This is a genomic window from Bradyrhizobium sp. SRL28 (assembly GCF_018596315.1).
GTDB lineage: Bacteria > Pseudomonadota > Alphaproteobacteria > Rhizobiales > Xanthobacteraceae > Bradyrhizobium.
Genome location: NZ_JAHEAG010000061.1, coordinates 1 through 24,725 on the forward strand (window position 1 = coordinate 1; position 24,725 = coordinate 24,725).

Genomic DNA, 24,725 nt, shown 5'->3' on the forward strand with positions numbered 1-24,725 from the left:
TTGCCTTCCACGGCAGTCGGGCGAATTCCGCAACTTGCTGCGCGATATGCTGGAACATCGTCAGCGGAGGCTCTAACAAATCAACGCTGTTTCACCAGACTCCACTTCTTGATCACCGCCTCGCTCATCTGCTCAGCGTCGGCACAGGCGATTTCATCGACCTTCACCGATATCCTCTTGCCGACTAGTGGCTTCAGCTGACTGGCGTGCGCTTCGCCAGTTGTGAGGAGCTGAAACATTACCGGTCCGGTCTCTAGCTTGCACAGCGCGTGCGGCTCGGGCAGCCGGCGCGGCGCGGAGATGATATGGTAGGCGACCTTTTTGCCGTGCTTGGCATCGCGTATGCGAAACGCATAGAGCTCGCCTGACAACACGTCGCCGGTGTTGATCGGCGCGCCCCCGTTCAGCCCCGCGTACGCAGGCTCCTCCGCGCCGGCGGCTCCAGGAAAGCTCGCCATCAGAATCAATGCAAGGGCAAAGCCGATGGCGAATCGGTCTTTCGTCATTAGTCAGTCCTCCGTAGGTGTGGTTAGAAAAGCGTGAGCTGCCGGATCGCGGCAACAGCGCACCTCGTCGACCCATGGACGTCGTGGTGAGCAAACAGGAGCTGCTGATCGTGAGCGCATGCTGCCCGCCGACTATGCGGGAAGGGTCTAGGAGCGCTGCCGCAACGTTTGATGTCTAAAGCCGGACGGGCAAATCATTGTCGGCCAAGTCCAGCCATGATTTCGGATTGGATTGCGGTTGCGGTGCACAGGGAAGCATCTAATGGGAGATTGCCAAATGCGAGCTGACAAAGAAGGTAATTCGCACCTGCCTCTTCCAGCTGATTTAGGAGAACTTGTCGCACAGAAGCTGGCGTTCCGACGACGCACAATTCGCTCTCGATTGCCGCATCGAAGGTCAGCGGAAGGTGTGGTGGTGTAGGGATGGCATTGAGCTCGTAAAGGAACTTAAAGCTCTCGAGCCATTGTGCGTAAGCAGATGCCGCGAGCGAATAGGCATCTATCTCCGAGCGCGCAATCACGACCATGCGAAGCAATCCAAGAAATGGCATTTGATCGTGAGCCTCGCCGTTGGGCTCTCGATGAGCGCGGAAGGCATCAGTAACTTTGCGTACAGCAGAGGAGGGGCCTACGCACGCGAGATTTGCGCCATTGGCAGCTGCCCAAGCTGCGGACTCGGGTCGATTTGTGGCAATCCATGTCGGCGGCCTTGGACGCTGATAAGTTTTTACCGTCAACGGAACGCTGTTTAGCTCAAAATGTTGGCCCTGATAGGATAGCATGCCGCCTTTCATAGCGCTGATAAGGATTTCGCTTGCTTCTTCATAACGGCTTGGCGCCGCGTCAGCGCTGATGCCGTAGTAGCCCAATTCAAGCGGAAGAGAGCCGCGTCCGATACCCACCTCTAGCCGGCCACCGCTCAAGTGATCGAGCATGCAGATCTCTTCAAACGCACGCAGGGGATGATAGAGGTTAAGCAGCATCACCAATGGCCCGATACGAAGTTGCCGTGTGCGCTGTGCGACGCTCGACAAGAACAAATTTGGCGATGGACCTCTCCCATGCGGCGTACAGTGGTGTTCTGCCACGTGATATGCAAAGAAGCCGAGTCGGTCGTACGCCTCTGCTAGGACGAGGCGATCTGCGTATTGTCGGGCGATGTCGCGGCCGTCCTCGTCTAAGTGATCGAAGATGCCGAACGTTAGTTTGGAAGAAAAGACGTCTTTCACTGGATTGTCTCCAATTGTAGGTGTGAAGGCAGGAAGTTCGCTTGTTTTCGGCATCTGAGCGGGTCAAAGACGCCGACGTCTCCTATCGTGGCCACACATTTTGTTCTCCTCTGCTTCGTCTTCACCGCTGATCACGAGATGATTGTCCGTCCCTCTTCGACGCCTAAGCATCCGTTGCCAAGGAGGATAGATCCGTTGCCACTGTTCGCGGCTCAGTCACAACAGATCTTCGCCATTGGCAGCAACCGCTCTTAGCTCCGTCGTGATACGTTCGCCTGGGTAACGCAAAAGCAGACTTTAGCGCGGCTCAACTGGCGATCGTCCTAGCTTTAAGCTGTCAGAAATGTCACTGACGGCTCCCAGAAACGCATCCATTTGCGTTTTTGTCCCGATGCTGACGCGGATGCAATTTTCAAGACCGTTATCGGGAAGGAAGGCAACAAGTATTCTTTGCCTTTCCAAAGCGGCCTGCCACCATCCACCGTCGTGTCCCGCAGGCACACGCGCTAGCAAGAAGTTTGCGTGGGAGGGCGTTAGAGAAAATCCAAGTTGCGACAGTGAGGTCGCAACCCGCTGTCTTTCATGCCTGATGTGCCTATGGTTCTCTTCATAGACGGCGCGATGCGCAAGAATGCTGATGCCGACCGCGTGCCCGATTACATTCATGTTGAAGACGTTCTGGATGTTACGAAGCCTTCCAATAAGCTGCGGGTGGCCGAACCCGAAGCCGACGCGAACGCCAGCGGCGGCATAGCTTTTCGAAAGTGTTCTTAAGAGCAGAAGATTCGGATAACGGCTGAGGAGCCGCAGGCCATTATCAGGCGCAAAATCGACATACGCTTCGTCCAACACGACGAGGCGGTCCGATTGTGCCAGGAGGCGTTCGATATCGGCGATAGGGATGAACGTTCCGGTCGGATTGTTCGGATTAGCCAACAGAATGAACTTGGCATCTTTTGCTGGCCCAAAGAGCAATTGCTCTATCGGCAACGACTGAGGTTCGTTACATCTGATTTCAAGCAGTTGAGCACCCTGCAACATAGCAAGTTTGCGATTGAATGAAAAACCTGGCGACAGCATTGCGACGCTGTCGCCCGGGGCAAGAAATGCTCTGTAGATGAGCCCGAGAAGCTCAGATGATCCATTGCCGGCAATCACATGATCGATCGCGACGCCGTAGGTATTAGCGGCTGCTTCCCTCAGGCTAATGTTGTCATCTTCTGGATACAGATACTGCCGCTCAAGCGCCGCAATTGCACTTTGCCATACGATTGTTGGCAACGGAAATGGGTTCTCATTCGTGTTTAGTTTGACGTAATTAGCGGCCGGCGCAGGCCGGCCGGACGGCAGAGCATCTAACTGTTTCGCTGCCTGCGAAAGAGAAGAGAGCACATTTTGCAATTTGGCATCGGACATAGGTTTCTCCCGTTGAACCACGGAGGGCGCTTGCAGTTGTCAGCATGCCGGTCAGTCAGTCCGGTAGACGGCCTGAGGACAGAGTTCGAGTGTTTGTTGGGACAGCGAGCACGGCCGGCATCCAAAGTGCAGCAATCAGCCGCCTCGGTCACGGATTGGCATTGCCGTCATTTCTGAGTTGGCGGCAATATCACGCTGCGTTGGTCCAGGTACCAAATATTGGTCCGGATCGGTCTCAGATCGCACAGTGGAAGTTCGGCAAAGAGCTAAGCAAAAGTAACGCAGCGACATCGGCCGAGCTGTACCGTTGGGCATAAACTCTTCCGTTGGCGCATCGGCGTCATAGGATAGCTCCACGAGCAGTACTGCGAGCGCGAGAAACGACGCGAGTACCGCGAGCGCGAGAACCGACCCGAGTAGCACGTCATGTCCGGAATTACGTTTCATCATTTCCATTACTTCGCTGAATATCTAGGCTCGTGTGCGGTCACAACGATGAGTTCTACTCGACGGTCTCGACAATGTTGTTATGCCACCGGTAGACGACGAAGCCGGGAGCTGCATTGTCTCCTTTGGTATCGAACCGGACCGGCCCGATTACTGTTTGGGTTGGCTGCGAACGAAGGGCAGCTGCTACTCGCGGACCGTCGAAGGTACCGGCCCGCTTTACCGCGTCCGCCCATGCCTGGACGGCGGCATAGGCGTAGAGCGTGTAGCCTCCCGCTGACATGTTGGAAGACTTGAGCCTAGCTACGGCGTCCGCCGCTTGAGCATTCTTGGTGGAGTCGGGCATGAAGGTGAACAGTGTGCCGTTTGCTGCTTCGCCCGCGATCGCCGAAAAGTCGTTGGTCATCAACGGATCGTTCGCCATGATAGTGAGGCCTGCGCCTGCTTCTGCAGCTTGACGCACAATCAAGCCGATCTCGTTGTAATAGCCGCCGATATAGGCGATCTGGATTCCGTCTCTTTTCATTCTTGAGACCAGGGCCGTGTAGTCCTTTTCGCCGGCCACATAGCTTTGCCGAATGACCTTTTCGCCCGCTTCCTGAAGGCGTGACTCAACGACGTCGGCAATGCCCTTGCCGGCGGTACTCTTGTCGTCAAGGACGGCAATCTTCTTGTTCGGATAATGTCGCAAGATGTATTCGGCCGCCACGAGTCCTTGTTGGTCGTCGCGGCCGCAGATCCGAAACACCGTCTTGAGACCACGCTCTGTTAGCTGAGGATTCGTTGAGCCAGGTGAAATCTGAATAAGTGCCGCTTCGGCGTAAACGTCGGAAGCGGGGATAGAGGAAGACGAACAAAAGTGGCCAACGACCAACTTGACTTGATCCATCGTCAGCCGATTGGCAACTGCGACGGCCTGCTTGGGATCGCACGCGTCATCGGCGACGCTCAATATGACCTTGATACCGGGAAGTAGGCCCGAAGCATTTAACGCCTCGACAGCCGCAGTAGCACCGTCGCGCATCTGTACGCCAAGCGCAGCAGTGCTTCCGGTCATCGGGCCGACCACGGCGATATTAACGTCGGCAGCTGGCGCGGTCGAAGCCAAAGCACAAGAGAGGAGTGCTGCACTTGCAGCTGTAGTAATTCGAGAAATTGGCACTTAGAGCTCCGGATGTTCGCTTGAGTTTGCTAACAGCTTGCCGTTCCTGCCCATGCGAGGGCATCGCTTGGTTATGAGATAACGCCAGCTTTGGATGAAGGCAGCGCGTAAGCCGCGGCTGGCCGATGCCTCCGGACTGCCGTGGCAGAGCGAAACAACCATTTCGGTCCCGCTATAGGAAAGATGTGGCGATAAGCAGTGAGATACACGCCGAACGCTGGCAATCTCGGCATTCCATCACGTCCGACGCGCTCCTGACGCTGCAATCGATCGAACACAGCAAACGGTTCGCATGTCCATCCCGGCGGCGGCGTTACGTATATGGAGTCTGCGGGTTCGTCGCCTGTATTCCATACTTTGTGAGGACCGGCGCCTGAGACGTCACATACCGAACTCGGACCGAGCTCCCGTTCCTGTCCGGCAACGGCGACGTGAATACATCCCGCCCTGATCTCTAGTTGGTCGTCCTGTTTTAGCTGCAAGTATGCCGGCGGCGGCACCCCATCCGGCGTATAGAGCACCTTGACAATCCGCTCCTTGCGGAAGTGCTCGAGCCTTCTGACCGTCTCGTGGGGCGTGAGCCTAACAGCTTGAGACATTCGTAATCCTTAACTTAACCTTTGGAGCAGCAACCGACGTGCCAACGACATGATGTCGATTCGAATTGGGTTTGCAGCGAAGCGAGATCCGCGAAGTTTGCGATCCTTATCCGTGAGTGAGAGATAGATAAATCCGTCTTGTTCGTTTGTCGGACAAAGCCTCTCCTTGCGAGAAGCTCGACTACGTCGTAACGAACGCTGCGTCAGCATCCAGCACACCCGCGATCACCCCGACCGGCACGGCTCGCTCTGATCAAGCACTTGCAAGGCCACCATGATCATCCACTGCGTCCCGAATGCCGAAGCTCTCGCCCAGAAACTCTGAACGTACTGCAGGCCATGCGATCCTCCCGGCTAGGCGGAGTTGTCCCTAGGTCGTATTGCCAGGGACCGTGGCCACCTACAGTAGATCGTACAATCTGACGCCACGTACGATTCAAGCCCTTCGGGGGGCTCGTCTCATAAATGTGTCCAAAGTCATGTCTCGATGAAGGAGCGACGCTGCAAAACTTAGAGAAGAGCGCCACGAGTCCTCAACCATCTGACGCAAACCACAACCGGCGCGTTCCTGGCGCTAAAAAACTCATATCATTCTCATCTAGATGGAGAACACAGCAGGGGTGCACGCATTATGCGCGGCAGGTTCAGCGCAGTTCAGCCGTTCAAGGCGGCAAGTGCGAGGTCGAGATATTGCATTAGGCAGGGGTCCCAGCCAGCCATACTGCGTGGCACGCTCAATCGCGCAAGAACTTTCAGTATCATTGAAGCGGTCGAATCAGCTCCTGCGATTTCTGTGATCAGCAAGCGCGCTTTAAGCGCCACAGCATTTGCCCGTTCGCTGCAGGGATGCTCGCCCCGATCCACACAATCGCGCAGCTCGTCGCGGATCTTCCGCCACCGCTCCTCTCGATCTGAGTCCATGACGCATGTGCATGGGGGCGGCTGAGGGCGTTCTTCCTCAACCCGCGACATTGCATCCAGAGTGGCAGGTAGCTCATCTACACTGACGTGCAATTCACTATCCGTCGTCATGTTGCGCAAACGATTTCGCAACAGGGTTGCACGCGCGACTTGAAGTTCAATTCTCCCCAAATTATTGCGCAATAGGTCAGTAAGCGAGGTTCTGCCCTCTATCGCTCTACGGATCTCGTGAAGCGAGAAGTCAAGCTCACGTAGCGCTCGGATTTGATGTACCCGTTTGAGGCCTTCGTGGTCGTACATGCGGTGACCGCCGTCGGTGCGCTCCGACGCACTTAATAAGCCGGTGTGCTCATAATGATGCAGAGTGCGTACCGTTACCCCGGTCGCCTCTGCAAGCTCGCCAATGCGCCATCGACGCCTTCGTGGTGTAGGTTTTGTCATGGTTTTCTAATTTCAAGCCTACAACCTGACGTCGCGTGAGATTCAAGCTATTTCAACGGTCTACCTGAAAATGGCTTCGTTTCGGGCGCCAGCTAGGCGGCTCTTCTGGCGCCAGCAAAGGTTGCTGTCCTCACAGAGTCGCCTGATCAAGCGGCAGAAGCAATGGCGCCCATCAAGTTCATCAGGGACGCCAAGTGGGCCTCACCGGCTGCTGCACGTTCCAGAACAAGCGTGGCGATTGCCGTTCGATTTTCAGGAGTTCGCATCGAAGCCGGTAACGCCGCGACTGCTTCATCAAAAAGCCTTCCCAAGACCGAGAGGTCTTCCGGATCGTAGACACCACTGTATTGCTGCAACATTCGGCTCCGTGATTAACGCTAAGGCGGCCGCACGTGGCTAAGACGTTTGGCCAAAAGAAGACAGACCGCCGGCGTACAGCGACGAAGGTGCGGTATACGTTGAAGTGATGCTGTTGCGCAACACAGTCGCGCTTTGCTTCGTCTCAAGGCCGCGCAGGTGATATCGACTAACTTTTCTCGGAACTGCGAGCACCGCAGTGCCTATGTGCAGCCGAACTGGCGGGGCGAAGAAGAGGATTCTCACATTCGGTGCGCCGCTATTCTGAGCCATGGCTGCAAGAAAGCGCCGAGCCGATACGAGCAACGATCGGCAGCCAATGCTGATCCAACAACGATAGTCCAGCATTTTCTCAGCTTGGGTCCCGCTGCCTCAATATCTATCGCAAAGTGGTGGCCGCTCTTTGATCCCGTTCACAACGGATCGGACCACGGTAGATGAGACTTGGCGCGAAGCGGTAAGTGATTGGTCTGTCCGACATGCTCGCTCGCCCGCGCCTGGTATACAAAATGACAGACACGTAGACGGGCAATGCCTTCCAAATTAGTCGATGCCAGTGCGCTGAGCGCATCTGGGCCGATTCGCTAGTCCCGCCCTCCAGGCAAATGTCGAGTTTTGCTGTTATCAGCGCGCTTGCGAGTTCGTTGCGCAATTTGGGTGCCAGGAGCGCGTGGCTTGCCTTCGCAGATCAGTCCTGCAACCACTTCGATTTGCAGATGATGCGCTGCTTGAGGTGGATAGGGGTCGGTCCGAGGGGCCAGGCGCCCTTTGAAAGTCATGAGCTCCGAAGAGACGAAGGTCGAGGGAGAAGAAGATATCGGAGCTGACTTCAGCCAGAACTGCCGCCGACGATGTGTAGGAAATGTCGTTGATCGCGTAAGTCGTTGCATGTCGCGCTCCGCCTCTGCTCTCGACTGGATCGCTATCCTCTCGAGCGAGCCCAACCGCTGGCTTGAGACCGTTGCTGGTGTGGCAGGTTCGATAGCCATTTGCAACGGGCCACTAATCTTCAACGCCGCAAATTGTCGCTAACGAGCTCGAGCGAGAATGGCGTCAAGCCGAGAGGAGCCTAATATTAGACTCGCGAGAGACAGCTGAAATATGGGTGCAGATATAACGGACGTAGGACGCTTTTGCGAATCCGCGCTTACAATGAATGAGGGTCGGTTCTCACGAAGGATTGGCGGTAACCGGATTGATGCGAAGAGGAGGTGAGAAGACGCTTTAAGTGAATTTAGGGGCGCCTGGATCTTTCGTGGTCTCAGGCGGAGGACTCATGCGGGACGCCTCTTCCAACAATATCTGCCGCATCCAGATGCTTGCCGGATCACTATTGTGAAAAGCGGGCCATTGGACGGCCTCGGTAAACGCGGGAAGTGACCGCGTAAGTTCGACGATCTGCAGGGGCATCGTGTTTTCGAAATGCTTAACCAGCCTTGAGGGCATCATACCTATGCGGCCAGTGTCCAATAGTACCGGCGGGATCATGTTAAAGCTCTGCACGACAACCTCGATGCGTCTCTTGAGACCGTGCTTGAGTAAGAACCATTCCTCAATGGAGGGCTTTCGCGTAAGCCCGAACTTGACCGCAACGTGTCCCATGGACATGTATCTCTCGAATGTAAGCTGCGCTGGTAGCTGCTTGTTCGTGCGGCATCCGACGCACACGAGGCTCTCCTCGAACAATGTCGCCTTAGGGTGTGCACTCGACATGAACAATTCCGGCAAGATAAGAAAATCGACTTCACCGCGCCGGAGAAGCTCATCGGTCGCATCGGCGAGTGGCAGCAATTCGAAACTGACGGCGGGAGCTTCCCGTGCGACACGGTCCACGACCTTTCGAAAAAATACGATTGTCATGAAATCGGACAGGAGGATCCGGAAGCGGCGATCCGATTTGGCAGGGTTGAACACATCCTGGGATATAATGGAGAGCTGGATGTGCAGCAGAGCCTTGCGAATAGGGGCGGCGAGCCCTTCGGCACGCGGTGTTGGGACAAGTTCCCGGCCTCTCATCGTAAATAGTTCGTCGCGGAAATAGGCGCGTAGCCGTGCGACGGCGGCGCTCATGGCTGGCTGGCTCAGCTTGATGCTGCGTGCCGCCGCGGTGAGGTTACGCTCGGTCATCAGAGCATCGAGCGCAACAAGAAGATTTAGATCAAGGCCCTTAAAAGGCATATCTTCTCCCGTTGAAAGCCTTTGCGTTGTAAACATTGAGCAACAACGGTTACTTCTATGAAGGTCCCAGTCGCCCCCGCCCGAGCTAGGCTCGTTTTGGGATACCGCGCGATCGCACAGAAGGCTCTCGTACTCGGTCGCAGCATGTTGGTTGCGCAACGGAGCATGCGAGCGGGCGTGGAAGTCGCCCGCGTCTTGAAGTAGGGCCTTTGGTGCGCTCAGCAATCGCTCGCAGCACCACATCGATCACTATGAACCGTTGAGAGTAGGGCGCAGTTGCGCACCATTACGCCAATAGCGCCGCAGATGCGCTATCGACGCCCCCGCGTGGCTTAGCGTTGGTCGTCGTTTGTAAGCCTACAACCTGACGCGGTGTGCGATTCAAGCAATTTCATTTGTGTAGCTGAACTCATTTCATCCGACAAAATGCATCTCTCGCATTATCTGAGCCGCGTCGCCGACACCGGTGCCAAATGCAACCCGCCGCAATCGCGGAAAGCCATTCCGCTGCGCTCTCTGCCTAGTTCCAAGAAACTTGCGGCGGGCCTGCCAGGTGGCGGGCGCGAGAAGCAAGATCAAATCGCTACTTGATCAAGCGGCAAATCAAGTGCGCCATTCGGGCGTGCTGCGGCTGACATCGAGTTGCAGGGGTTCTTCTGCATGTAGAATATGGCGTACGTGCCTCTTGCAGTGCGGGCCTCTGAGACATTGCGGCACAACGACATCGGCCCGAGCGACCACATCCTGAAGCATCTGGATTGATGTCGAGAGCAGGTGTTAAGACGCCTTGAGTAAAAACCTAGCAGCGCCTGCGATTTCTGGGGGTCTCGCGCGGAGAAGCCATGCGGGATGCCTCCTGCAATATTATCCGCCGCATCCAAATGCTTGCCGGATCAGTATTGTGGAGGGCGGGCCATTGGATGGCCTCGGTGAATGCGGGAAGTGGAAGTGGAGTTTCGACGATCAGCAGCGGCATTGTCTTTGCAAAATGCTGGGCCAACCTTGAGGGCATCGTCGCTATACGCTCAGTCTCCGATAGCATCGGCGGGATCATGGTAAAGCCCTGCACAACGACCTCGATGCGCCTCTTAAGACCGTGCTCAAGCAAGAACCATTCCTCAATATTGGGCCTCAGCGCCTGCCCGAACTTCGCTGCAACATGTCCCATTGATATGTATTTGTCGAACGAGAGCTGCCGTGACAGCTGCTTGTTCGTGCGGCAGCCTACGCACACGAGTGTCTCCTCGAACAGTGTCGCTTTAGGATGCGCGCTCGACATGAACAATTCCGGCATGACAAGAAAGTCGACCTCGCCGCGCCGCAGAAGCTCTTCGGGCTCATCGACAAATGGCAGAAATTCGAACCGGATGGCGGGAGCTTCCCGCGCGACACGGTCGACGATCTTTCGAAAAAAAATGACTGTCATGAAATCGGAAAGGAGAATCCTGAAGCGGCGATCCGATTTGGCTGGGTTGAACGTGTCGTGGGAAATAATGGAGAGCTGAATGTGCACCAGAGTCTCGCGGATCGGCGCGGCGAGCCGTTCCGCTCGTGGTGTTGGGACAAGCTCCCGGCCCCTCATCGTAAATAGTTCATCGCGGAAATAGGCGCGTAGCCGGGCGACGGCCGCACTCATGGCCGGCTGGCTCAGGTTGATGCTGCGTGCCGCCGCGGTGAGATTACGCTCGGTCATCAGAGCATCGAGCGCGACGAGAAGATTTAGATCAAGGCCTTTGAAGCGCATAGCGTGGAGTTATCCATCCTTTGGATGAGTTCAATAAAAACAATCGATTTTACCAAGTATGCCGAATGGCGGATAGCAAAGCCGTCGGTCGGGACAAACAAAAAATTCAGGCATATCAGGAATGCTTACCAGTCTTTGCCCTGGCTCCGCGAAAAAAGTCTCAGCTGCACCCCGAGCGCCGATCGAAGCGCATGCCCATTGGAGCCAGATTTGTCAACGGGTTGTACAAACTGCATCGCAGTGTCTTGACGCGACAGGCGTGCCGCAGGTCGCGTCGGCGCTCACTACCGGTAAACGTTCGTATAGCTTCTCGAAGCATTTCTATATTGGGCGTTTACCTCTGTAGAATTGATCCAGCCCTCCACTTCGCTCTAACGTCGCAACCAATCAGGAGCTGCCGATTGCAGGCGCCAAATGCCTTTGCGACCCGGCCAAATGTATCCCGTGTCCATAGCAGTCAAATCGTGCGGAAAATGCAGGAGTTAGATCTGGTGCGAATGGCACATGCGCTCGACGTAATCTCCGTCGTGGATAACGATGCATCGGTCCGTGAAGCGCTGACAGGCGTACTCTGTTTGACAGGCGACAATGCCGACCCTTTCCAGTGCGCAGATGAGTTATTGAAATCCAGCCGTCCTCTCAGCACGTCCTGCTTGATAGCGGATGTTCAGTGGCCCGGAGTGGCCGGGCTCGAGCTATGCCAGACCAGCGTTTCCCATTCCCCGGTGGAGCCATTCATCGATAGCGAACTGCTCGCGTGCACCAAGTCCATCGTCAAACGCCAGACGGTGCATGGGAGGCAATCATGAATATTGTCGTATCAAGCTCTACGGCAGGTATCTCCATGCGCTCTCCGGTGCGGTGGAGGGTGGTCTGGGAAAATGAACTGCGGCTCGCCGACCATATCGAACTCTCCGACTTCTTCCGAAAGACCTATGGTCCCACCGGGGCATTCAATGCCAAACCATTCGAAGGCCATCGAAGTTGGGCCGGCGCGAGACCTGAGTTCCGTGTAATCGGCTACGACGCGCGCGGCGTAGCGGCTCATATCGGCGCGCTACGCCGCTTCATCAAGGTCGGAGACGTCGATCTACTAGTGGCCGAGCTAGGATTGTACGGGGTACGTCCGGATCTTGAAGGACTCGGAATCACCCAATCAATGCGCGTGATGTATCCAGTACTGCAGAAGCTTGGCGTTCCATTCGGTTTCGGTACGGTTCGGCATGCGCTGAAGGAACACCTTACAAGGTTGCTGGCCCGCCGCGGACTGGCGACCATTATCTCTGGGGTTAGCGTGCGGTCCACCCTTCCGGATGTGTATCTGAAGTTATCGCCCACGCGCGTCGAGGACGTGCTTGTTCTGGTTCTGCCGATTGGACGGCCGATCAGCGAGTGGCCGACTGGTACGGTGATTGATCGGAACGGGCCAGAGCTGTGACATACCTCGACCGCTTATGCGAAGCGCGCAGCGAGTACGCTGACCGCACGGAAAGTCGCGGCGTCTATCTGACGTTTGACGACGGTCCCGATCCACTCTGCACGCCGGATGTCCTGGATGTGCTCGCGGAACACCGAGTGCCCGCAACGTTCTTCGTCATCGGCGCGTACGCGGCGGACCAGCCGAAACTAATCCGACGAATGATCGCAGAAGGGCACGAGGTCGCAAACCACACGATGACGCATCCGGACCTGTCCAGATGCGAACTCACGGAAGTGCAGTATGAAATACTAACGGCGAGCAGGGTCATCAGAATGGCCTGCCCCCAGGCCGCGCTGCGGCATATGCGGGCACCTTATGGTATGTGGAGCGAAGAGGTGCTCACTACGTCGGCGAGGGCCGGACTGGCCGCCCTGCACTGGTCGGTAGATCCGCGAGACTGGTCTCGTCCCGGTGTTAACGCGATTGTCGACGCTGTGCTGGCCTCCGTCAGGCCGGGTGCAATCGTGCTCTTGCACGATGGATGTCCTCCCGAGGAGTTGGGACGGGCCACTCATGCTCGTGTGCGGGACCAGACCGTCTTGGCGCTTTCGCGCCTGATTCCAGCATTGCATGGCCGCGGGTTCTCGATCCGCTCGCTTCCTCAACCTCACTGAAGAAATAGACACACCAATGAATCTTCTTGCCACGACCAGCACAGTCGCTATCTCGTTGTATGCGCTGCTCTCGACTTTCTATCGAAGCGCGCAGGTGCTTTATGCTCTGCCGACAAACGTATCATCGGCCTCGGACGACGTGGCCGTCTCCGGCGCTTTGCCGAGCGTGGATGTCATCGTGCCCTGCTTCAACGAGGACCCGCGCACGCTCTCGGCGTGTCTGAGATCCATTGCAAGCCAAGACTACGCCGGGAAACTGCAGGTCTATGTGGTTGACGACGGTTCCGGAAATCTCGACGCTGTAGCACCCGTTCACGACGCCTACGCTGACGACCCGAGGTTCAGCTCTATTCTGCTGGGCAAGAATGTCGGAAAACGGAAGGCGCAGATCGCCGCGATACGCGGGTCGTCTGGAGATTTGGTGCTCAACGTCGATTCGGACACGATACTCGCCGCCGATGTAGTCACGAAACTTGCACGAAAGATGCAGGATCCAGCGATCGGGGCGGCCATGGGTCAGTTGACGGCGAGCAACCGAAACGACACCTGGTTAACCCGGCTGATCGACATGGAGTACTGGTTGGCTTGCAACGAAGAGCGCGCGGCACAGGCCCGCTTCGGCGCCGTTATGTGCTGCTGCGGCCCATGTGCCATGTACCGCCGTTCCGCGCTCCTTTTGCTGCTAGATCAATACGAGACGCAGTTTTTTCGGGGAAAGCCAAGCGACTTCGGTGAGGATCGCCACCTCACGATCCTCATGTTGAAAGCAGGCTTTCAAACGGAGTACGTTCCCGACGCCGTCGCGGCAACAGTGGTTCCGGATAGGCTGGGGCCATATTTGCGCCAACAACTGCGTTGGGCGCGGAGCACTTTCCGTGACACCTTCCTTGCGCTGCGCCTGTTGCCCGAACTTGATCGCTATCTCACGCTAGATGTAGTCGGACAGAATCTCGGCCCGCTACTTCTCGCCCTGTCATCGATAGCGGCGCTCGCGCAGCTCGCACTCACAGCCACAGTACCGTGGTGGACAGGACTGATTATCGCATCAATGACCGTGGTTCGCTGCAGCGTCGCAGCGTTTCGTGCTCGCGAACTTCGATTTCTCGGCTTTTCTCTGCACACACTCATCAACATCTTTCTCCTACTCCCCGTGAAAGCCTATGCATTGTGTACGTTGAGCAACAGCGATTGGCTCTCACGCAAATCTGCAAAGTTACCAAATGAGGGTGGAAGACAGTTCGTCATCCCAAACCCGCTCGCCGGACCAAACGCTGAAGGAGGTTCGGCCATTGCTGGGTCAAATCGCAGGAAGGATCTTTCCCGCCGTTCTTCGAGGTTCGTAACGTCGAACAGTATTTGCAGCGGCGAGTGACTTTGAACGTTAGGTAGGTGCACAAGTCGTGAGCGAGAAAAAGAAACATCAATCGTTAGACCTAGAATTGGCCAGCGACGATCCGTGGCGGCTCGACGGTAATCCGTTCGAGCGGGAGCGTCACACGCAAATGCTCCGGCTGTCGCTTTCCCAAGGGGTTATTACACATGCTCTCGAAGTCGGATGCGCAGCCGGCGCATTCACAGAAAAGCTGGCACCCCACTGCCAACGGCTCACAGTGGTCGATGTTATGCCGCGAGCGATCGGTCGGGCGTGCCAACGGACGAAGAGGTGGTCGCACATCAAGTGGATAGCTTCCGACATTCAACAGTTCTCGACCCCAGAGCTGTTCGATCTGATCGTCGTGGCGGAAGTTCTCTATTACCTCGACGACATAACTGAGATCCGCGCGGCCATCCGCAATCTGGTGCAGATGCTTGCGCCAGGTGGGCATCTGCTCTTTGGATCGGCGCGTGATGCTGCCTGCAGGCGTTGGGGGCACCCTGCTGGTGCCGAGGCGGTCATCACCATGCTCAATGAAATGTTGATCGAGGTCGAGTGCGTACAGTGCCAGGGTGAATCGGCTAACGAAGACTGCTTGCTCGTCTACTTTCGGAATCCGGTTCGAGGTTCGATCAAATCCAATTGCTGAGGAGACACTATGCGCATCTGCGGCATCAAGCTGACGCATGACGGGGCGATTGCTCTTGTGGAGGACGGACGGCTGGTCTTTTGCGTCGAGCAGGAGAAACGGAGCAACAATCCGCGGTATCAAACCATCGACAATCTTGACGCAGTTGTTCTCGCTTTGGCGGAGCATGGTCTGGATCCGCAGGATATTGATCAGTTCGTCATCGACGGCTGGGACGGGGAGGTCGAGTCACAGTTCCAAGTCCTCAGCGGGGTGGCGCCTATCACTCTCAAGGGGGCGCCGTATGTTGAACGGAATGCCCACGGCCTTCTCACTTCGCGCGACGGCTTTAACCTGATGCTCGACGGCCGGGTCTTTCCTTATAAAAGCTATCCGCACGTCACAGGCCATGTGGCCTCCGCATACTGCACGAGCCCTTTTGCCAAAGCCGGACAACCCGCCTTCTGCCTGGTATGGGACGGCTGCATCTTTCCACGTCTCTACTACGTAGAACCCCGCGGCGCGCGCTTCATCGAATGCCTGTTTCCGGTCATAGGCCATGCTTATGCTGTCGCGGGCCATCACTTCGGACCTTATAGGCAGGCGAGCCGTACCAGCTGGGATCTAGGTGTTGCCGGCAAGCTGATGGCCTATATCGCGCTCGGGTCTGTTAATGAAGACATCGTGGCGGTGTTTCAGGACCTCTACGAGGAGCGCTTTGCGGCCGACATGGAGCATGCTCGTCGTCACCGTGCGGAGGTCAATAGCGAGGAGGCCTCACTTGAGGCTATGCACGACTTCTTCGACGCGAGCGCGCTCCGATTGAAGGACAAGCTGCCCGAAGATGTACTTGCATCGTTTCATTGTTTCCTCGAGCGTCTCCTTATCCGCCAAATGGCCATTGCTTTGGAGCGGCATTCGTGTTCTCCGGGACCACGCAATTTGTGCATAGCCGGTGGCTGCGGTCTCAATATCAAATGGAACAGTGCACTACGTGCGACCGGCCTGTTCGATGATGTCTGGGTGCCGCCCTTTCCGAATGACAGCGGCTCGGCAATCGGTGCCGCTTGCTCCGCCATGGCGGCGGACAAGGGCTTCGTGCCGCTGCAATGGTCGGTCTACAGTGGCCCGGCCCTGATACGCAGCGATGTGTCCTCCGAATGGAACGCTGTGCCATGCACTATGCGTGAACTTGCGACCATCCTCGCGAGCAACAAGCCCGTAATTTTTCTCGCCGGTCGCGCGGAGCTTGGACCACGAGCATTGGGTGGCAGAAGCATTCTGGCAGCCGCGACCTCGCCGGCAATGAAGGATCATCTCAACGACATTAAGCTCCGCGAACTCTTTCGGCCAGTCGCGCCGATTTGCCTGGAGGATCGTGCGCCGGAAATTTTCAGCCCCGGGACGCCGGATCCTTACATGCTTTTCGATCACCAGACACGGGCAGAATGGTGGAACAAAGTCCCCGCTATTATACATCTCGACGGATCTGCGCGATTGCAGACCGTTCCCAGAACCTCTCCGCACAAAATCGCGGAGCTCCTCGTCGAATATGAAGAACTCACGGGCATTCCGCTGCTTTGCAATACGAGTGCCAACCACCATGGACGTGGGTTTTTTCCGGATGCCGCAGCAGCCTGCCAGTGGGGACGCGTTGAACACATATGGTGCGATGGCCTGCTGTGGACCAAAACGGTCGTAAGTGAGCGATCGCCGGCCGAACGCCTTCTTTCAGTCTAAGATGAACATATGTCCACCGTAGCAATCGACCTTACCTGCGTAAGGAAGTCGTATGGCGACAAAATCGTCGTCGATGGGCTGTCCTTTGCTGTCGCGTCGGGAGAGTGCTTTGGCCTCCTCGGACCAAACGGGGCGGGAAAAAGCACGATTGCGCGTATGATCCTCGGCATGGTAGCGCCGGACACCGGCAAGATGACCGTGCTCGGCGAGCCCGTACCGGCGCGTGCCCGCCTGGCACGCGCGCGCATCGGCGTGGTGCCGCAGTTCGACAATCTCGAACTGGAATTCACCGTCCGCGAGAACCTGCTGGTATTTGGGCGCTACTTCAACATGAGCGCACGCGAGGTCGAAGCAGTTGTGCCAGAACTGCTCGAGTTCGCTCGCCTGGAGAGCAAGGCGGATGCTCGCGTCGCCGAACTATCCGGCGGCATGAAGAGGCGGCTGACGCTGGCGCGTGCGCTGATCAACGACCCACATCTGCTGGTGATGGACGAGCCGACCACCGGTCTAGATCCGCACGCGCGCCACCTAATCTGGGAACGCCTGCGATTGCTGCTGGCGCGCGGCAAGACGATTCTCTTGACCACCCACTTCATGGAAGAGGCCGAGCGGTTGTGCGATCGGCTCTGCGTGCTTGAGGCAGGACGCAAGATCGCAGAAGGCGAGCCTCGCGCGTTGATCGATGAGCAGATCGGTTGCCAAGTGATCGAGATCTATGGCGGCAATCCGCACGAGCTATCTTCTCTGATCAGGCCGTATGCGCGGCATATCGAAGTGAGCGGCGAGACGCTTTTTTGCTATGCGCCAGATCCAGAGCAGGTACTCGTGCAGCTGCGCGGGCGCGCAGGTCTACGCCTTCTGCAGCGTCCTGCGAATCTCGAGGATGTCTTTTTGCGGCTTACCGGGCGGGAAATGGAGAGATGAACGATGCGTGAAGGTTACGCTGCCGTCATGCCCGCCAACGCGTACAACTGGGTCGCTGTATGGCGTCGCAACTTTCTGGCGTGGAGGAAAGTCGCGCTTGCATCGGTTCTCGGGAATCTCGCCGATCCCATGACTAATCTGTTTGGCCTCGGCTTTGGCCTTGGAATAATTGTGGGACTCATTGATGGCACTTCATACATCGCGTTTCTGGCTGGTGGGATGGTCGCGACTAGCGCCATGACCGCCGCCACCTTCGAAACAATGTATGCGGCGTTCGCCCGCATGCGTGCTCAGCGCACTTGGGAAGCAATCCTGTGCACACAGCTCACGCTCGGCGACATCGTTCTCGGTGAATTGGCTTGGGCAGCCACCAAAGCCGTTCTGGCCGGAACGGCAATTGCAGTGGTTGCCGCGACCCTGGGCTACGCTGCGTGGGCATCCATCCTCTATTCGATACCAGCAATCGCAATCACTGGCTTCGTCTTCGCGAGCCTAGCGATGGTCGTCGTATCCCTTGCGCCCAGCTACGATTATTTCGTGTTTTACCAGACGCTCGTCGTCACACCCATGGTGTTCCTGTGCGGCGCAGTCTTTCCGGTGAGCCAGATGCCCAGCGCATTTCAGCGCGTGGCGGGCTTATTGCCGCTGGCACATTCGGTCGACCTCATCCGCCCAGTGATGCTTGGGCTCCCGGCCGGCGGCATCGGCCTGCATATCGGTGCACTGTGCATGTACGCGGTGCTGCCGTTCTTCCTCTCGATCGCGCTGTTTCGCCGGCGTCTGATGCGTTAACCCGACATTCCGCAGAACCGATGGCGAGACACGATGCAGTACCGCGAATTCGGCAGTCAATTGGGCTTCGTGTTACGATAAATGGAGAATGAGATGTTCTGTCTAGGAGTGAGCGGTGGACTAGACAAAGTCTATGAAGATACACGTGAGCTTTCGAACACATTTCTGCACGATGGCGCTGCGGTGCTCGTCCGGGACGGACGCGTGATAGCGGCCGTTGAAGAGGAGCGCCTCAATCGGATTAAGCACTCCAACAAATTCCCAAGCCGTTCGATACAATACTGCCTTGCAGCCGCAGGGATCCAGCTCAGCGATATCGATCGTATCGCGTTCTACGCGACCGAGGCCTATTGCAATGCTATGCTCGAAGGCCTGTTCGGGTCTCAGCCGGACCTCTCCATTCCTTTGGATGCCAAACTGTTGATGCGTGGCTTACTAGCGCAGGAGTTTGGTACCGAGGTCGATCCGTCGCGTGTCTCTTTCGTAAGTCACCATCAGGCGCACGCCGTAAGCGCCTTTGCGATGTCTGGCTTCGAGCAAAGTCTAATCCTCGCGATCGATGGCGGTGGTGATTTTCTCTCCGGCCTCTTAGCTGTGGGGTCTGGAACCGAGGTTACCCAACTCGCGACCTTCCCGGAGAATAATTCCCTAGGGCTATTTTATCTCGAGACGATCCGGTATCTCGGCTACGGCTTATTCGATGAATACAAAGTCATGGGGCTTGCTCCCTACGGGGATCCGGCTCCCCATCGCGAGCTCTTCGAGCAGTTCTACGAGCTTTTAGACAACGGTGGCTACCGCGTCTACCTCGACCGAATCGGTCCGACGCTGCGCCGGAGCATCCAGGTCCGACGAAAGGGAATGCCATTCACGCAGCAGCATCGAGATGTGAGTGCTTCGTTGCAGGAAGCCTTGGAGCGGATCGTGTTTCACATTCTCCGGCATCATCGCGAGGCTACCGGTATGAAGCGGTTGTGCCTGGCTGGAGGGGTAGCCCACAACTGCACCATGAGCGGTAAGCTGCTGTATTCGGGGCTTTTCGAACACATCTTCGTGCAACCCGCGGCGCATGACGCTGGCTGCGCATTAGGCGCTGCACTAATGATGTCTAACGAGCTGGGCCGGCCCGCGCCACGTGAGCGGCTGCAGGAGGTCTATTGGGGTCCTGATCTCGGGAGCGAGAGCGCCGTGCAGCAGGAACTGGATGCATGGGGTGGACACCTTGACGTCGAACGCAGTAACGACGTGGCAGGTAGCGCAGCCGAATGGATGGCTAACGGCGCCGTGATCGGCTGGGTGCAGGGTCGTTCGGAGTTCGGGCCACGTGCGCTTGGCAATCGCAGCATTCTTGCCGATCCTCGGCCTGCCGCAAACAAGGACCGGATCAACGCGATGGTCAAAAAGCGCGAAGGCTATCGACCGTTCGCGCCATCAGTGCTGGACGAGGATGCGAGCGAATTTTTCGACCTCCCCGACGGTACGCGCGAATTTCCCTTCATGAACTTTGTAGTTCGCGTGCGCGACTCCAAGCGAAGCGCGCTCGGCGCCATAACGCACGTCGACGGCACTGCGCGACTGCAAACAGTATCGCGCAAGACAAATCCCGCCTACTGGGAGGTTATTAATTCGTTCAAGAAGCGGACTGGCATCCCAGTTCTACTCAATACGTCCTTTAACAACAATGCCGAGCCGATCGTGGATTCGGTTGCAGACGCGATTACCACATTTCTGACGACAGAGCTGGATGGACTTGTGGTCGGGCCGTTCCTCGTCAAGAAGAGGGCGGCAACGTTGGAGGATTGGACTGCGCTCGCGGTTTCATTGCCGCCTTATGCACGCCTCTATCGGGTTCGCGCTTACACAGCGCGAGATCGCCAGGAGACGGTGTGCGAAATCCGTACGGCGCACTCCAGCGGTGACAGTGTGCGTATTTCACAGGATGCGTTCGATCTACTGATGCAGATCGAGGGCGAAGCCGTGCTCGGGGATCTCCTGGATACAATTACTTTCGATCGGGCTAGGCGTGAAGCTCTCGTGAAGGAACTGCGGGGATTATGGGAGCTCCGTCGCCTTCGGCTGCATCCTTCACATGCTGCTCGCGCGCATCAAGACTGCGATCAAATGCCGGAGAAAGCATAACAGCACCACGAATATGGCCGTGTGCATGTCTCCAAATGCGGGGGCAGCTGGGCCCCTGAGGGCGGCATACCCGGTAGCTGGGCTCATGCTTGTAGTCTTGGGCGCTGCGCCATAGCGGCAGCTCAGGACGGCAAGCGCCCCAGCAGCAGAAATTCTATTCGACATGGTACATGCCAGAAAGGGCTTCGAGGAGCTGATGCAACAAGGCGGATACGACTGAAATCAAGCATGTCGACGGCAACATTTTCGCGCGGCTCCTCCATGGTAGCGGCATATGAAGTTCTACCAGCCAAGTTGGCTAACATCACGATCGCTGACGACAGCATCGGGCGAGGCCATACGTAGAGTTTCCGTAACGTCCTTATCCAGGCGGTATTCCCTTAACGAGGAAACACAAATGTTGGTTGGCGGCTCGATGAACGACCGGTTCGTTGTTTCTCGACGACGTACTGGTTTCGGTGATTGCCTGTGGTCCCTGGCGTCAGCCTGGAGCTATGCGCAGCGGACGGGGCGGACTCTAGCCATTGATTGGCGTGGCTCCTGTTATCTCAATCAACCCTTCACGAACGCGTTTCCGGTGTTCTTCGAGCCAATTCAAGACATCGCGGGCGTACGGGTCATCTGCAATGACGAAATCAACCAGCTCTCATTCCCGGGTCCTTTCTTCCCGTCATGGTGGAATAAGCCATCCATCGACTGCGTTTACCGCCCAGATGAACAGATTTTCCGAGAACGTGATGAGCTGAGTGAGCTTTTCCAAGCCGAACAAGATAGTGAAGCCAACACCGTGGTGTGTGATGCTTGTTTGATGTGGCGTTGCGATCAGGATGCCGAACGACAAATATTCCGGAGCATCAAACCAAGGCCCGAAATTCAAGCTCGGATTGACGCCCTATATCAAGAGCACTTTGAAGGGCGCAATATAATCGGGGTTCATGTTCGGCACGGCAACGGCGAAGATATAATGGGGCACACGCCCTACTGGGCCGATGCGGAGCTCGCCTTGCGGCAGGTATGCACTGCCATTGATACGGCCAAAGCGTTACCACATCCAGGACCTGTGAGGGTATTGTTGTGTACGGACAGCGCGCAGGTGCTTGACAAGCTGTCGGGTGTGTTTCCTGATCTTTTTACGATCCCAAAACGCTTCCAGGCGGATCAGGCCGGGCCATTACATGGTGCAGCACTGGGAGTCGACGGCGGGATCTCCGCCCTCATCGAGATGTATCTCCTCGGGCGATGCGATACCGTGATTCGCTTTCCGCCGACTAGCGCCTTCACCCGCTATGCCCGCCTCTTCGCGCCACGCGTTATTGAGTTCGATTTGAACGATCCGAGTCGTTTGATCTTGATTGATGAATCCTCCGAACATCTCCTGGCTTTATGAAACTTGCAATCCGCACCCTCGTCGATCATATCGGCGCGCGCTTCGCATTTGCGCAGCATCGCCGTTCGTCCTGTCGGATGTCGTTTTTTGTTAAGGTTCAGAAACTGCGACAAGGAACGTCGTCGCACTATCGCCATCGAGCAGCCGATCATGGTTCTTGTAGAACACGGTGGCATCCCATACCGAACCATCGATCGACAGTCCGACAAATTAGCGGAACAAAAGATTGTGGTCGAGCTGCTCGATCAACTGCCGCTCAGATCGCACCGTGTAGAACGCTTCCAGCAGCAGAGCCCGCAAAGAGCCGCTCAGGCGGGATCGACCAACGGCTTCCCGGCGTAAAGGCTCCGGAAGTCTCGCGACACGTCCTTCAGCGCTGCCTCAATCAGTTCGCGGATCGCCCGCAAGGGGAACGCGCTGCTCCAAACCGCTCGTAGCTGAATATGCCTTCCGCCCGCTGATCTTCCCAGCGGATAAAGCCGTACGTTTGCCGCCCGCAACGTCTCGATGGCCGCATCGCTATCACGAATGGCATTCAATCCAGCAGCTCGATCGGTCTCCGACAGCGTGAGCGCCTGTTCCAACTGAGCCGCTATCGAATTCGCCAGGCGCAAATTCTCCTCCATGTTGGGCTCGGCTAGATGTTGCCGTTCCGAACCATGGAGGGGTCGAAAGCCGAGGAGGAGTTCTCCTCAGCTTGCCAGACAATACTGTTTGGCGCACCCGTTTCCGCCAGATGCCGCACGAGCTCCTCGCTACGCGCGGCGCAAATCCCACCAGGTTTGAAATACCTGACGATATTGTTCGGTTACGGCCCGACCTCTATCCACGATCCCGGCTTGCTGAACGTGCCGAAGTTCCTGCTCATAACCGAGGTCAATCAAAAGCTCGGCGCCGATTGCATCCGTTATTGCTTGCATCTCTTGAATGCGCAGTTCAGTTTGCCAAGTGTAGACTGAGCGGTCATCAACTGCCTTTCTCTCGAGGATTTTTCGATCCCCGAAGCGACTGGACCGAAGATATTCCGGCTGCTCCATATCGCCGATGCATTGCCCATTGGATCGTAGCCGAGGCCAGCGATCACGCGCCGGATTTCCTCGTCGGCGCGCGCCACCAAATCTTCGTACCGCACCACCTGCGTCTGCCGCCGACCGCGGTGCGCGGCGAGCGCAGGTAGGCCCAGAACGAGATCAGCGAGAGAAGATGCGATGTCGGGAGGCAGGCTGAGCACGAGATCGGAGAGATCAGATAGGCTGGCGGGCGGCCAGCTTTCTGGCACCAGCGGGATGCCCTGACCTTGCCCACGGGCTTAATCCAGTTTGAAGTTCGCTCTGGCCCAAGACGAGGACGAGAGCGTGAAGCGCAATCGTTTTACGGAAGAGCAGATCATCGCGATCTTGAAGGAGCACGAGGCCGGGGTTTCTGTGGCCGATCTGTGCCGGAATCACCGCGTCAGCGACGCCAGCATCTACAAATGGAAGGCCAGGTTCGGCGGGATGGACGTCTCGGAGGCCAAGCGGCTGAGGGCGTTGGAGGACGAGAACACCAAGCTAAAGCGGCTCCTGGCCGACGCCATGCTGGACAACACGGCGCTGAAGGACCTGTTGGGAAAGAAGTGGTGACGCCCGCGGAGAAGTGGAAGGCTGTCGTCCATCTGCGAGAGGCATTCGGGATGAGCGAACGGCGGGCGTGTAAAGCCATCGGCTACTGCCGTATGACCATGAGATATCGGACAATCGGGGCCGACGAAGCCGATCTTCGCCAGCGCATGAGGACGATTGCCCAGGAACGCCGCCGCTTCGGCTATCGGCGGCTGCATGTTCTGCTCAGGCGGGAGGGGTATCTGATCAACCACAAGAAGCTCTTCCGACTCTATCGGGAAGAGAAGCTGACGGTACGCCGCCGCGGCAGTCGCAAGCGGGCAATCGGGACCAGGGCGCCGATGCTGGTCCCGATGACGCCGAACGCCCGCTGGTCGCTCGACTTTGTGTCGGACCAACTCACCGACGGCGGCCGCTTCCGCATCCTGGCCGTCGTGGATGATTGTACCCGCGAGTGTCTGGCGCTGGTGGCCGATACCTCGCTCTCTGGCATCCGCGTGGCGCGGGAACTGGACCGGCTGATGATCGAGCGCGGCAAGCCCAGGATGGTGGTCAGTGACAACGGCAGCGAACTCACCAGCAAGCCATTCTCGCATGGGCCGACCAGAGCCGCGTCGCATGGCATTCGCGCCGGGCAAACCCATGCAGAACGCCTTCATCGAGAGCTTCAACGGTCGGTTGCGGGATGAGTTGTTGAACGAGACCCTGTTCACGTCACTGGTCCAAGCCCGCGTCGCACTCGGATGTTGGCGAGCCGATTACAACAACACACGACCGCACTCGCGGCTCGGATGGAAGACCCCGTCCGAGTTCGCCTTCACCTGCCATCCGCGCCGGGATCTGGCGCTGCGCTATGCCGAAGGCTCCGCGACCAGCTCCCGTCGCTACTACCGCCCGACCGGGCAAATCCAATAGCCAGAGCGAACTCAGGATTGGATAAAACTTGGGGGCAAGGTCAGCTGATCGCCCAGCAGAAGCTTAGGATCGCCAAGCTCCAGCGCCAGATCTACGGCCATCGATCGGAGCGATCATCGCGGCTGATCGA

Annotated in this window: 19 protein-coding genes and 2 pseudogenes; 11 read left to right on the forward strand and 10 right to left on the reverse strand. The window is 57.2% G+C overall.

Features of this window, described 5'->3' with window-relative positions:
• Nucleotides 1-80: 80 nt before the first annotated feature.
• From KIP88_RS41575 to KIP88_RS41610, 8 genes are all read right to left on the reverse strand, one after another.
• Nucleotides 81-506 (reverse strand): hypothetical protein, encoded by a 426-nt coding sequence (locus KIP88_RS41575; protein ID WP_214493895.1) that lies wholly within the window; start codon nt 504-506, stop codon nt 81-83.
• A gap of 194 nt (nt 507-700) precedes the next feature.
• Complete coding sequence (locus KIP88_RS41580) at nt 701-1,735, reverse strand: LLM class flavin-dependent oxidoreductase (protein ID WP_308163764.1); 1,035 nt, start codon at nt 1,733-1,735, stop codon at nt 701-703.
• A 297-nt stretch (nt 1,736-2,032) separates the two neighbouring features.
• Nucleotides 2,033-3,151, reverse strand: coding sequence for a histidinol-phosphate transaminase (hisC, locus tag KIP88_RS41585; protein ID WP_214493897.1), 1,119 nt, complete (start codon nt 3,149-3,151; stop codon nt 2,033-2,035).
• Between the two features lie 502 nt (nt 3,152-3,653).
• On the reverse strand, nt 3,654-4,760 hold the full coding sequence (locus KIP88_RS41590; protein WP_308163765.1) for a branched-chain amino acid ABC transporter substrate-binding protein: 1,107 nt from the start codon (nt 4,758-4,760) through the stop codon (nt 3,654-3,656).
• Nucleotides 4,761-6,013: 1,253 nt separating this feature from the next.
• Nucleotides 6,014-6,721 (reverse strand): MerR family transcriptional regulator, encoded by a 708-nt coding sequence (locus KIP88_RS41595; protein ID WP_214493898.1) that lies wholly within the window; start codon nt 6,719-6,721, stop codon nt 6,014-6,016.
• 146 nt (nt 6,722-6,867) lie between these two features.
• Nucleotides 6,868-7,080: a hypothetical protein gene (locus KIP88_RS41600; RefSeq protein WP_244608561.1), complete on the reverse strand. Its 213-nt coding sequence runs from the start codon at nt 7,078-7,080 to the stop codon at nt 6,868-6,870.
• Between the two features lie 1,222 nt (nt 7,081-8,302).
• Entirely contained in the window at nt 8,303-9,256 is a 954-nt protein-coding gene (locus KIP88_RS41605) for a LysR family transcriptional regulator (protein ID WP_214493899.1), read from the reverse strand.
• A gap of 799 nt (nt 9,257-10,055) precedes the next feature.
• Nucleotides 10,056-11,000, reverse strand: a complete 945-nt coding sequence (locus KIP88_RS41610) for a LysR family transcriptional regulator (protein WP_108521586.1) — start codon at nt 10,998-11,000, stop codon at nt 10,056-10,058.
• A gap of 401 nt (nt 11,001-11,401) precedes the next feature.
• Here KIP88_RS41610 and KIP88_RS41615 point away from each other — a divergent pair, with 401 nt between their 5' ends.
• The 10 genes from KIP88_RS41615 to KIP88_RS41660 all read left to right on the forward strand — a co-directional run bounded on the left by KIP88_RS41615 (nt 11,402) and on the right by KIP88_RS41660 (nt 22,079).
• The gene (locus KIP88_RS41615; protein ID WP_249791421.1) at nt 11,402-11,809 is read left to right on the forward strand and encodes a hypothetical protein; all 408 of its coding nucleotides are present in this window, start codon (nt 11,402-11,404) and stop codon (nt 11,807-11,809) included.
• On the forward strand, nt 11,806-12,438 hold the full coding sequence (locus KIP88_RS41620; protein WP_283848577.1) for a NodA family N-acyltransferase: 633 nt from the start codon (nt 11,806-11,808) through the stop codon (nt 12,436-12,438). Before KIP88_RS41615 ends, KIP88_RS41620 begins: the two co-directional genes overlap by 4 nt.
• A complete protein-coding gene (gene nodB / locus KIP88_RS41625; RefSeq protein WP_214493900.1) occupies nt 12,435-13,094 on the forward strand; it encodes a chitooligosaccharide deacetylase NodB in 660 nt (219 codons plus the stop codon). The genes KIP88_RS41620 and nodB overlap by 4 nt, the downstream gene beginning before the upstream one ends.
• A 16-nt stretch (nt 13,095-13,110) precedes the next feature.
• Nucleotides 13,111-14,466 (forward strand): chitooligosaccharide synthase NodC, encoded by a 1,356-nt coding sequence (nodC, locus tag KIP88_RS41630; protein ID WP_214493901.1) that lies wholly within the window; start codon nt 13,111-13,113, stop codon nt 14,464-14,466.
• A gap of 28 nt (nt 14,467-14,494) precedes the next feature.
• Nucleotides 14,495-15,118 carry a nodulation methyltransferase NodS gene (nodS, locus tag KIP88_RS41635; RefSeq protein ID WP_214493902.1) on the forward strand — a complete coding sequence of 208 codons (624 nt, stop codon included), beginning with the start codon at nt 14,495-14,497 and terminating at the stop codon, nt 15,116-15,118.
• A gap of 9 nt (nt 15,119-15,127) precedes the next feature.
• Entirely contained in the window at nt 15,128-16,837 is a 1,710-nt protein-coding gene (nodU, locus tag KIP88_RS41640; RefSeq protein WP_214493903.1) for a nodulation protein NodU, read from the forward strand.
• Between the two features lie 9 nt (nt 16,838-16,846).
• Complete coding sequence (gene nodI, locus KIP88_RS41645) at nt 16,847-17,761, forward strand: nodulation factor ABC transporter ATP-binding protein NodI (RefSeq protein WP_214493904.1); 915 nt, start codon at nt 16,847-16,849, stop codon at nt 17,759-17,761.
• 3 nt (nt 17,762-17,764) lie between these two features.
• A complete protein-coding gene (locus KIP88_RS41650) occupies nt 17,765-18,553 on the forward strand; it encodes an ABC transporter permease (protein ID WP_057853266.1) in 789 nt (262 codons plus the stop codon).
• A gap of 93 nt (nt 18,554-18,646) precedes the next feature.
• Nucleotides 18,647-20,692 (forward strand): carbamoyltransferase, encoded by a 2,046-nt coding sequence (locus KIP88_RS41655; protein ID WP_214493905.1) that lies wholly within the window; start codon nt 18,647-18,649, stop codon nt 20,690-20,692.
• Between the two features lie 274 nt (nt 20,693-20,966).
• The gene (locus KIP88_RS41660; RefSeq protein ID WP_374226586.1) at nt 20,967-22,079 is read left to right on the forward strand and encodes a nodulation protein NodZ; all 1,113 of its coding nucleotides are present in this window, start codon (nt 20,967-20,969) and stop codon (nt 22,077-22,079) included.
• 102 nt (nt 22,080-22,181) lie between these two features.
• Here KIP88_RS41660 and KIP88_RS47265 read toward each other — a convergent pair.
• A pseudogene (locus KIP88_RS47265) lies at nt 22,182-22,554 on the reverse strand (transposase); the annotation flags it as partial.
• A gap of 280 nt (nt 22,555-22,834) precedes the next feature.
• The gene (locus tag KIP88_RS41675) at nt 22,835-23,116 is read right to left on the reverse strand and encodes a hypothetical protein (RefSeq protein WP_214493908.1); all 282 of its coding nucleotides are present in this window, start codon (nt 23,114-23,116) and stop codon (nt 22,835-22,837) included.
• Between the two features lie 318 nt (nt 23,117-23,434).
• Here KIP88_RS41675 and KIP88_RS41680 point away from each other — a divergent pair.
• Nucleotides 23,435-24,620 (forward strand): annotated as a pseudogene (locus KIP88_RS41680) (IS3 family transposase).
• Nucleotides 24,621-24,725 lie beyond the last annotated feature (105 nt).

Coding starts and splice junctions, on each gene's coding strand:
- KIP88_RS41600 (WP_244608561.1), bottom strand. CDS start 7,080: ATGTTGCAGCAATACAGTGGTGTCTACGATCCGGAAGACCTCTCGGTC.
- KIP88_RS41575 (WP_214493895.1), bottom strand. CDS start 506: ATGACGAAAGACCGATTCGCCATCGGCTTTGCCCTTGCATTGATTCTG.
- nodC (WP_214493901.1), top strand. CDS start 13,111: ATGAATCTTCTTGCCACGACCAGCACAGTCGCTATCTCGTTGTATGCG.
- KIP88_RS41620 (WP_283848577.1), top strand. CDS start 11,806: ATGAATATTGTCGTATCAAGCTCTACGGCAGGTATCTCCATGCGCTCT.
- hisC (WP_214493897.1), bottom strand. CDS start 3,151: ATGTCCGATGCCAAATTGCAAAATGTGCTCTCTTCTCTTTCGCAGGCA.
- KIP88_RS41660 (WP_374226586.1), top strand. CDS start 20,967: ATGAAGTTCTACCAGCCAAGTTGGCTAACATCACGATCGCTGACGACA.
- nodU (WP_214493903.1), top strand. CDS start 15,128: ATGCGCATCTGCGGCATCAAGCTGACGCATGACGGGGCGATTGCTCTT.
- KIP88_RS41675 (WP_214493908.1), bottom strand. CDS start 23,116: ATGGAGCAGCCGGAATATCTTCGGTCCAGTCGCTTCGGGGATCGAAAA.
- KIP88_RS41655 (WP_214493905.1), top strand. CDS start 18,647: ATGTTCTGTCTAGGAGTGAGCGGTGGACTAGACAAAGTCTATGAAGAT.
- nodI (WP_214493904.1), top strand. CDS start 16,847: ATGTCCACCGTAGCAATCGACCTTACCTGCGTAAGGAAGTCGTATGGC.
- KIP88_RS41610 (WP_108521586.1), bottom strand. CDS start 11,000: ATGCGCTTCAAAGGCCTTGATCTAAATCTTCTCGTCGCGCTCGATGCT.
- KIP88_RS41605 (WP_214493899.1), bottom strand. CDS start 9,256: ATGCCTTTTAAGGGCCTTGATCTAAATCTTCTTGTTGCGCTCGATGCT.
- KIP88_RS41595 (WP_214493898.1), bottom strand. CDS start 6,721: ATGACAAAACCTACACCACGAAGGCGTCGATGGCGCATTGGCGAGCTT.
- KIP88_RS41650 (WP_057853266.1), top strand. CDS start 17,765: ATGCGTGAAGGTTACGCTGCCGTCATGCCCGCCAACGCGTACAACTGG.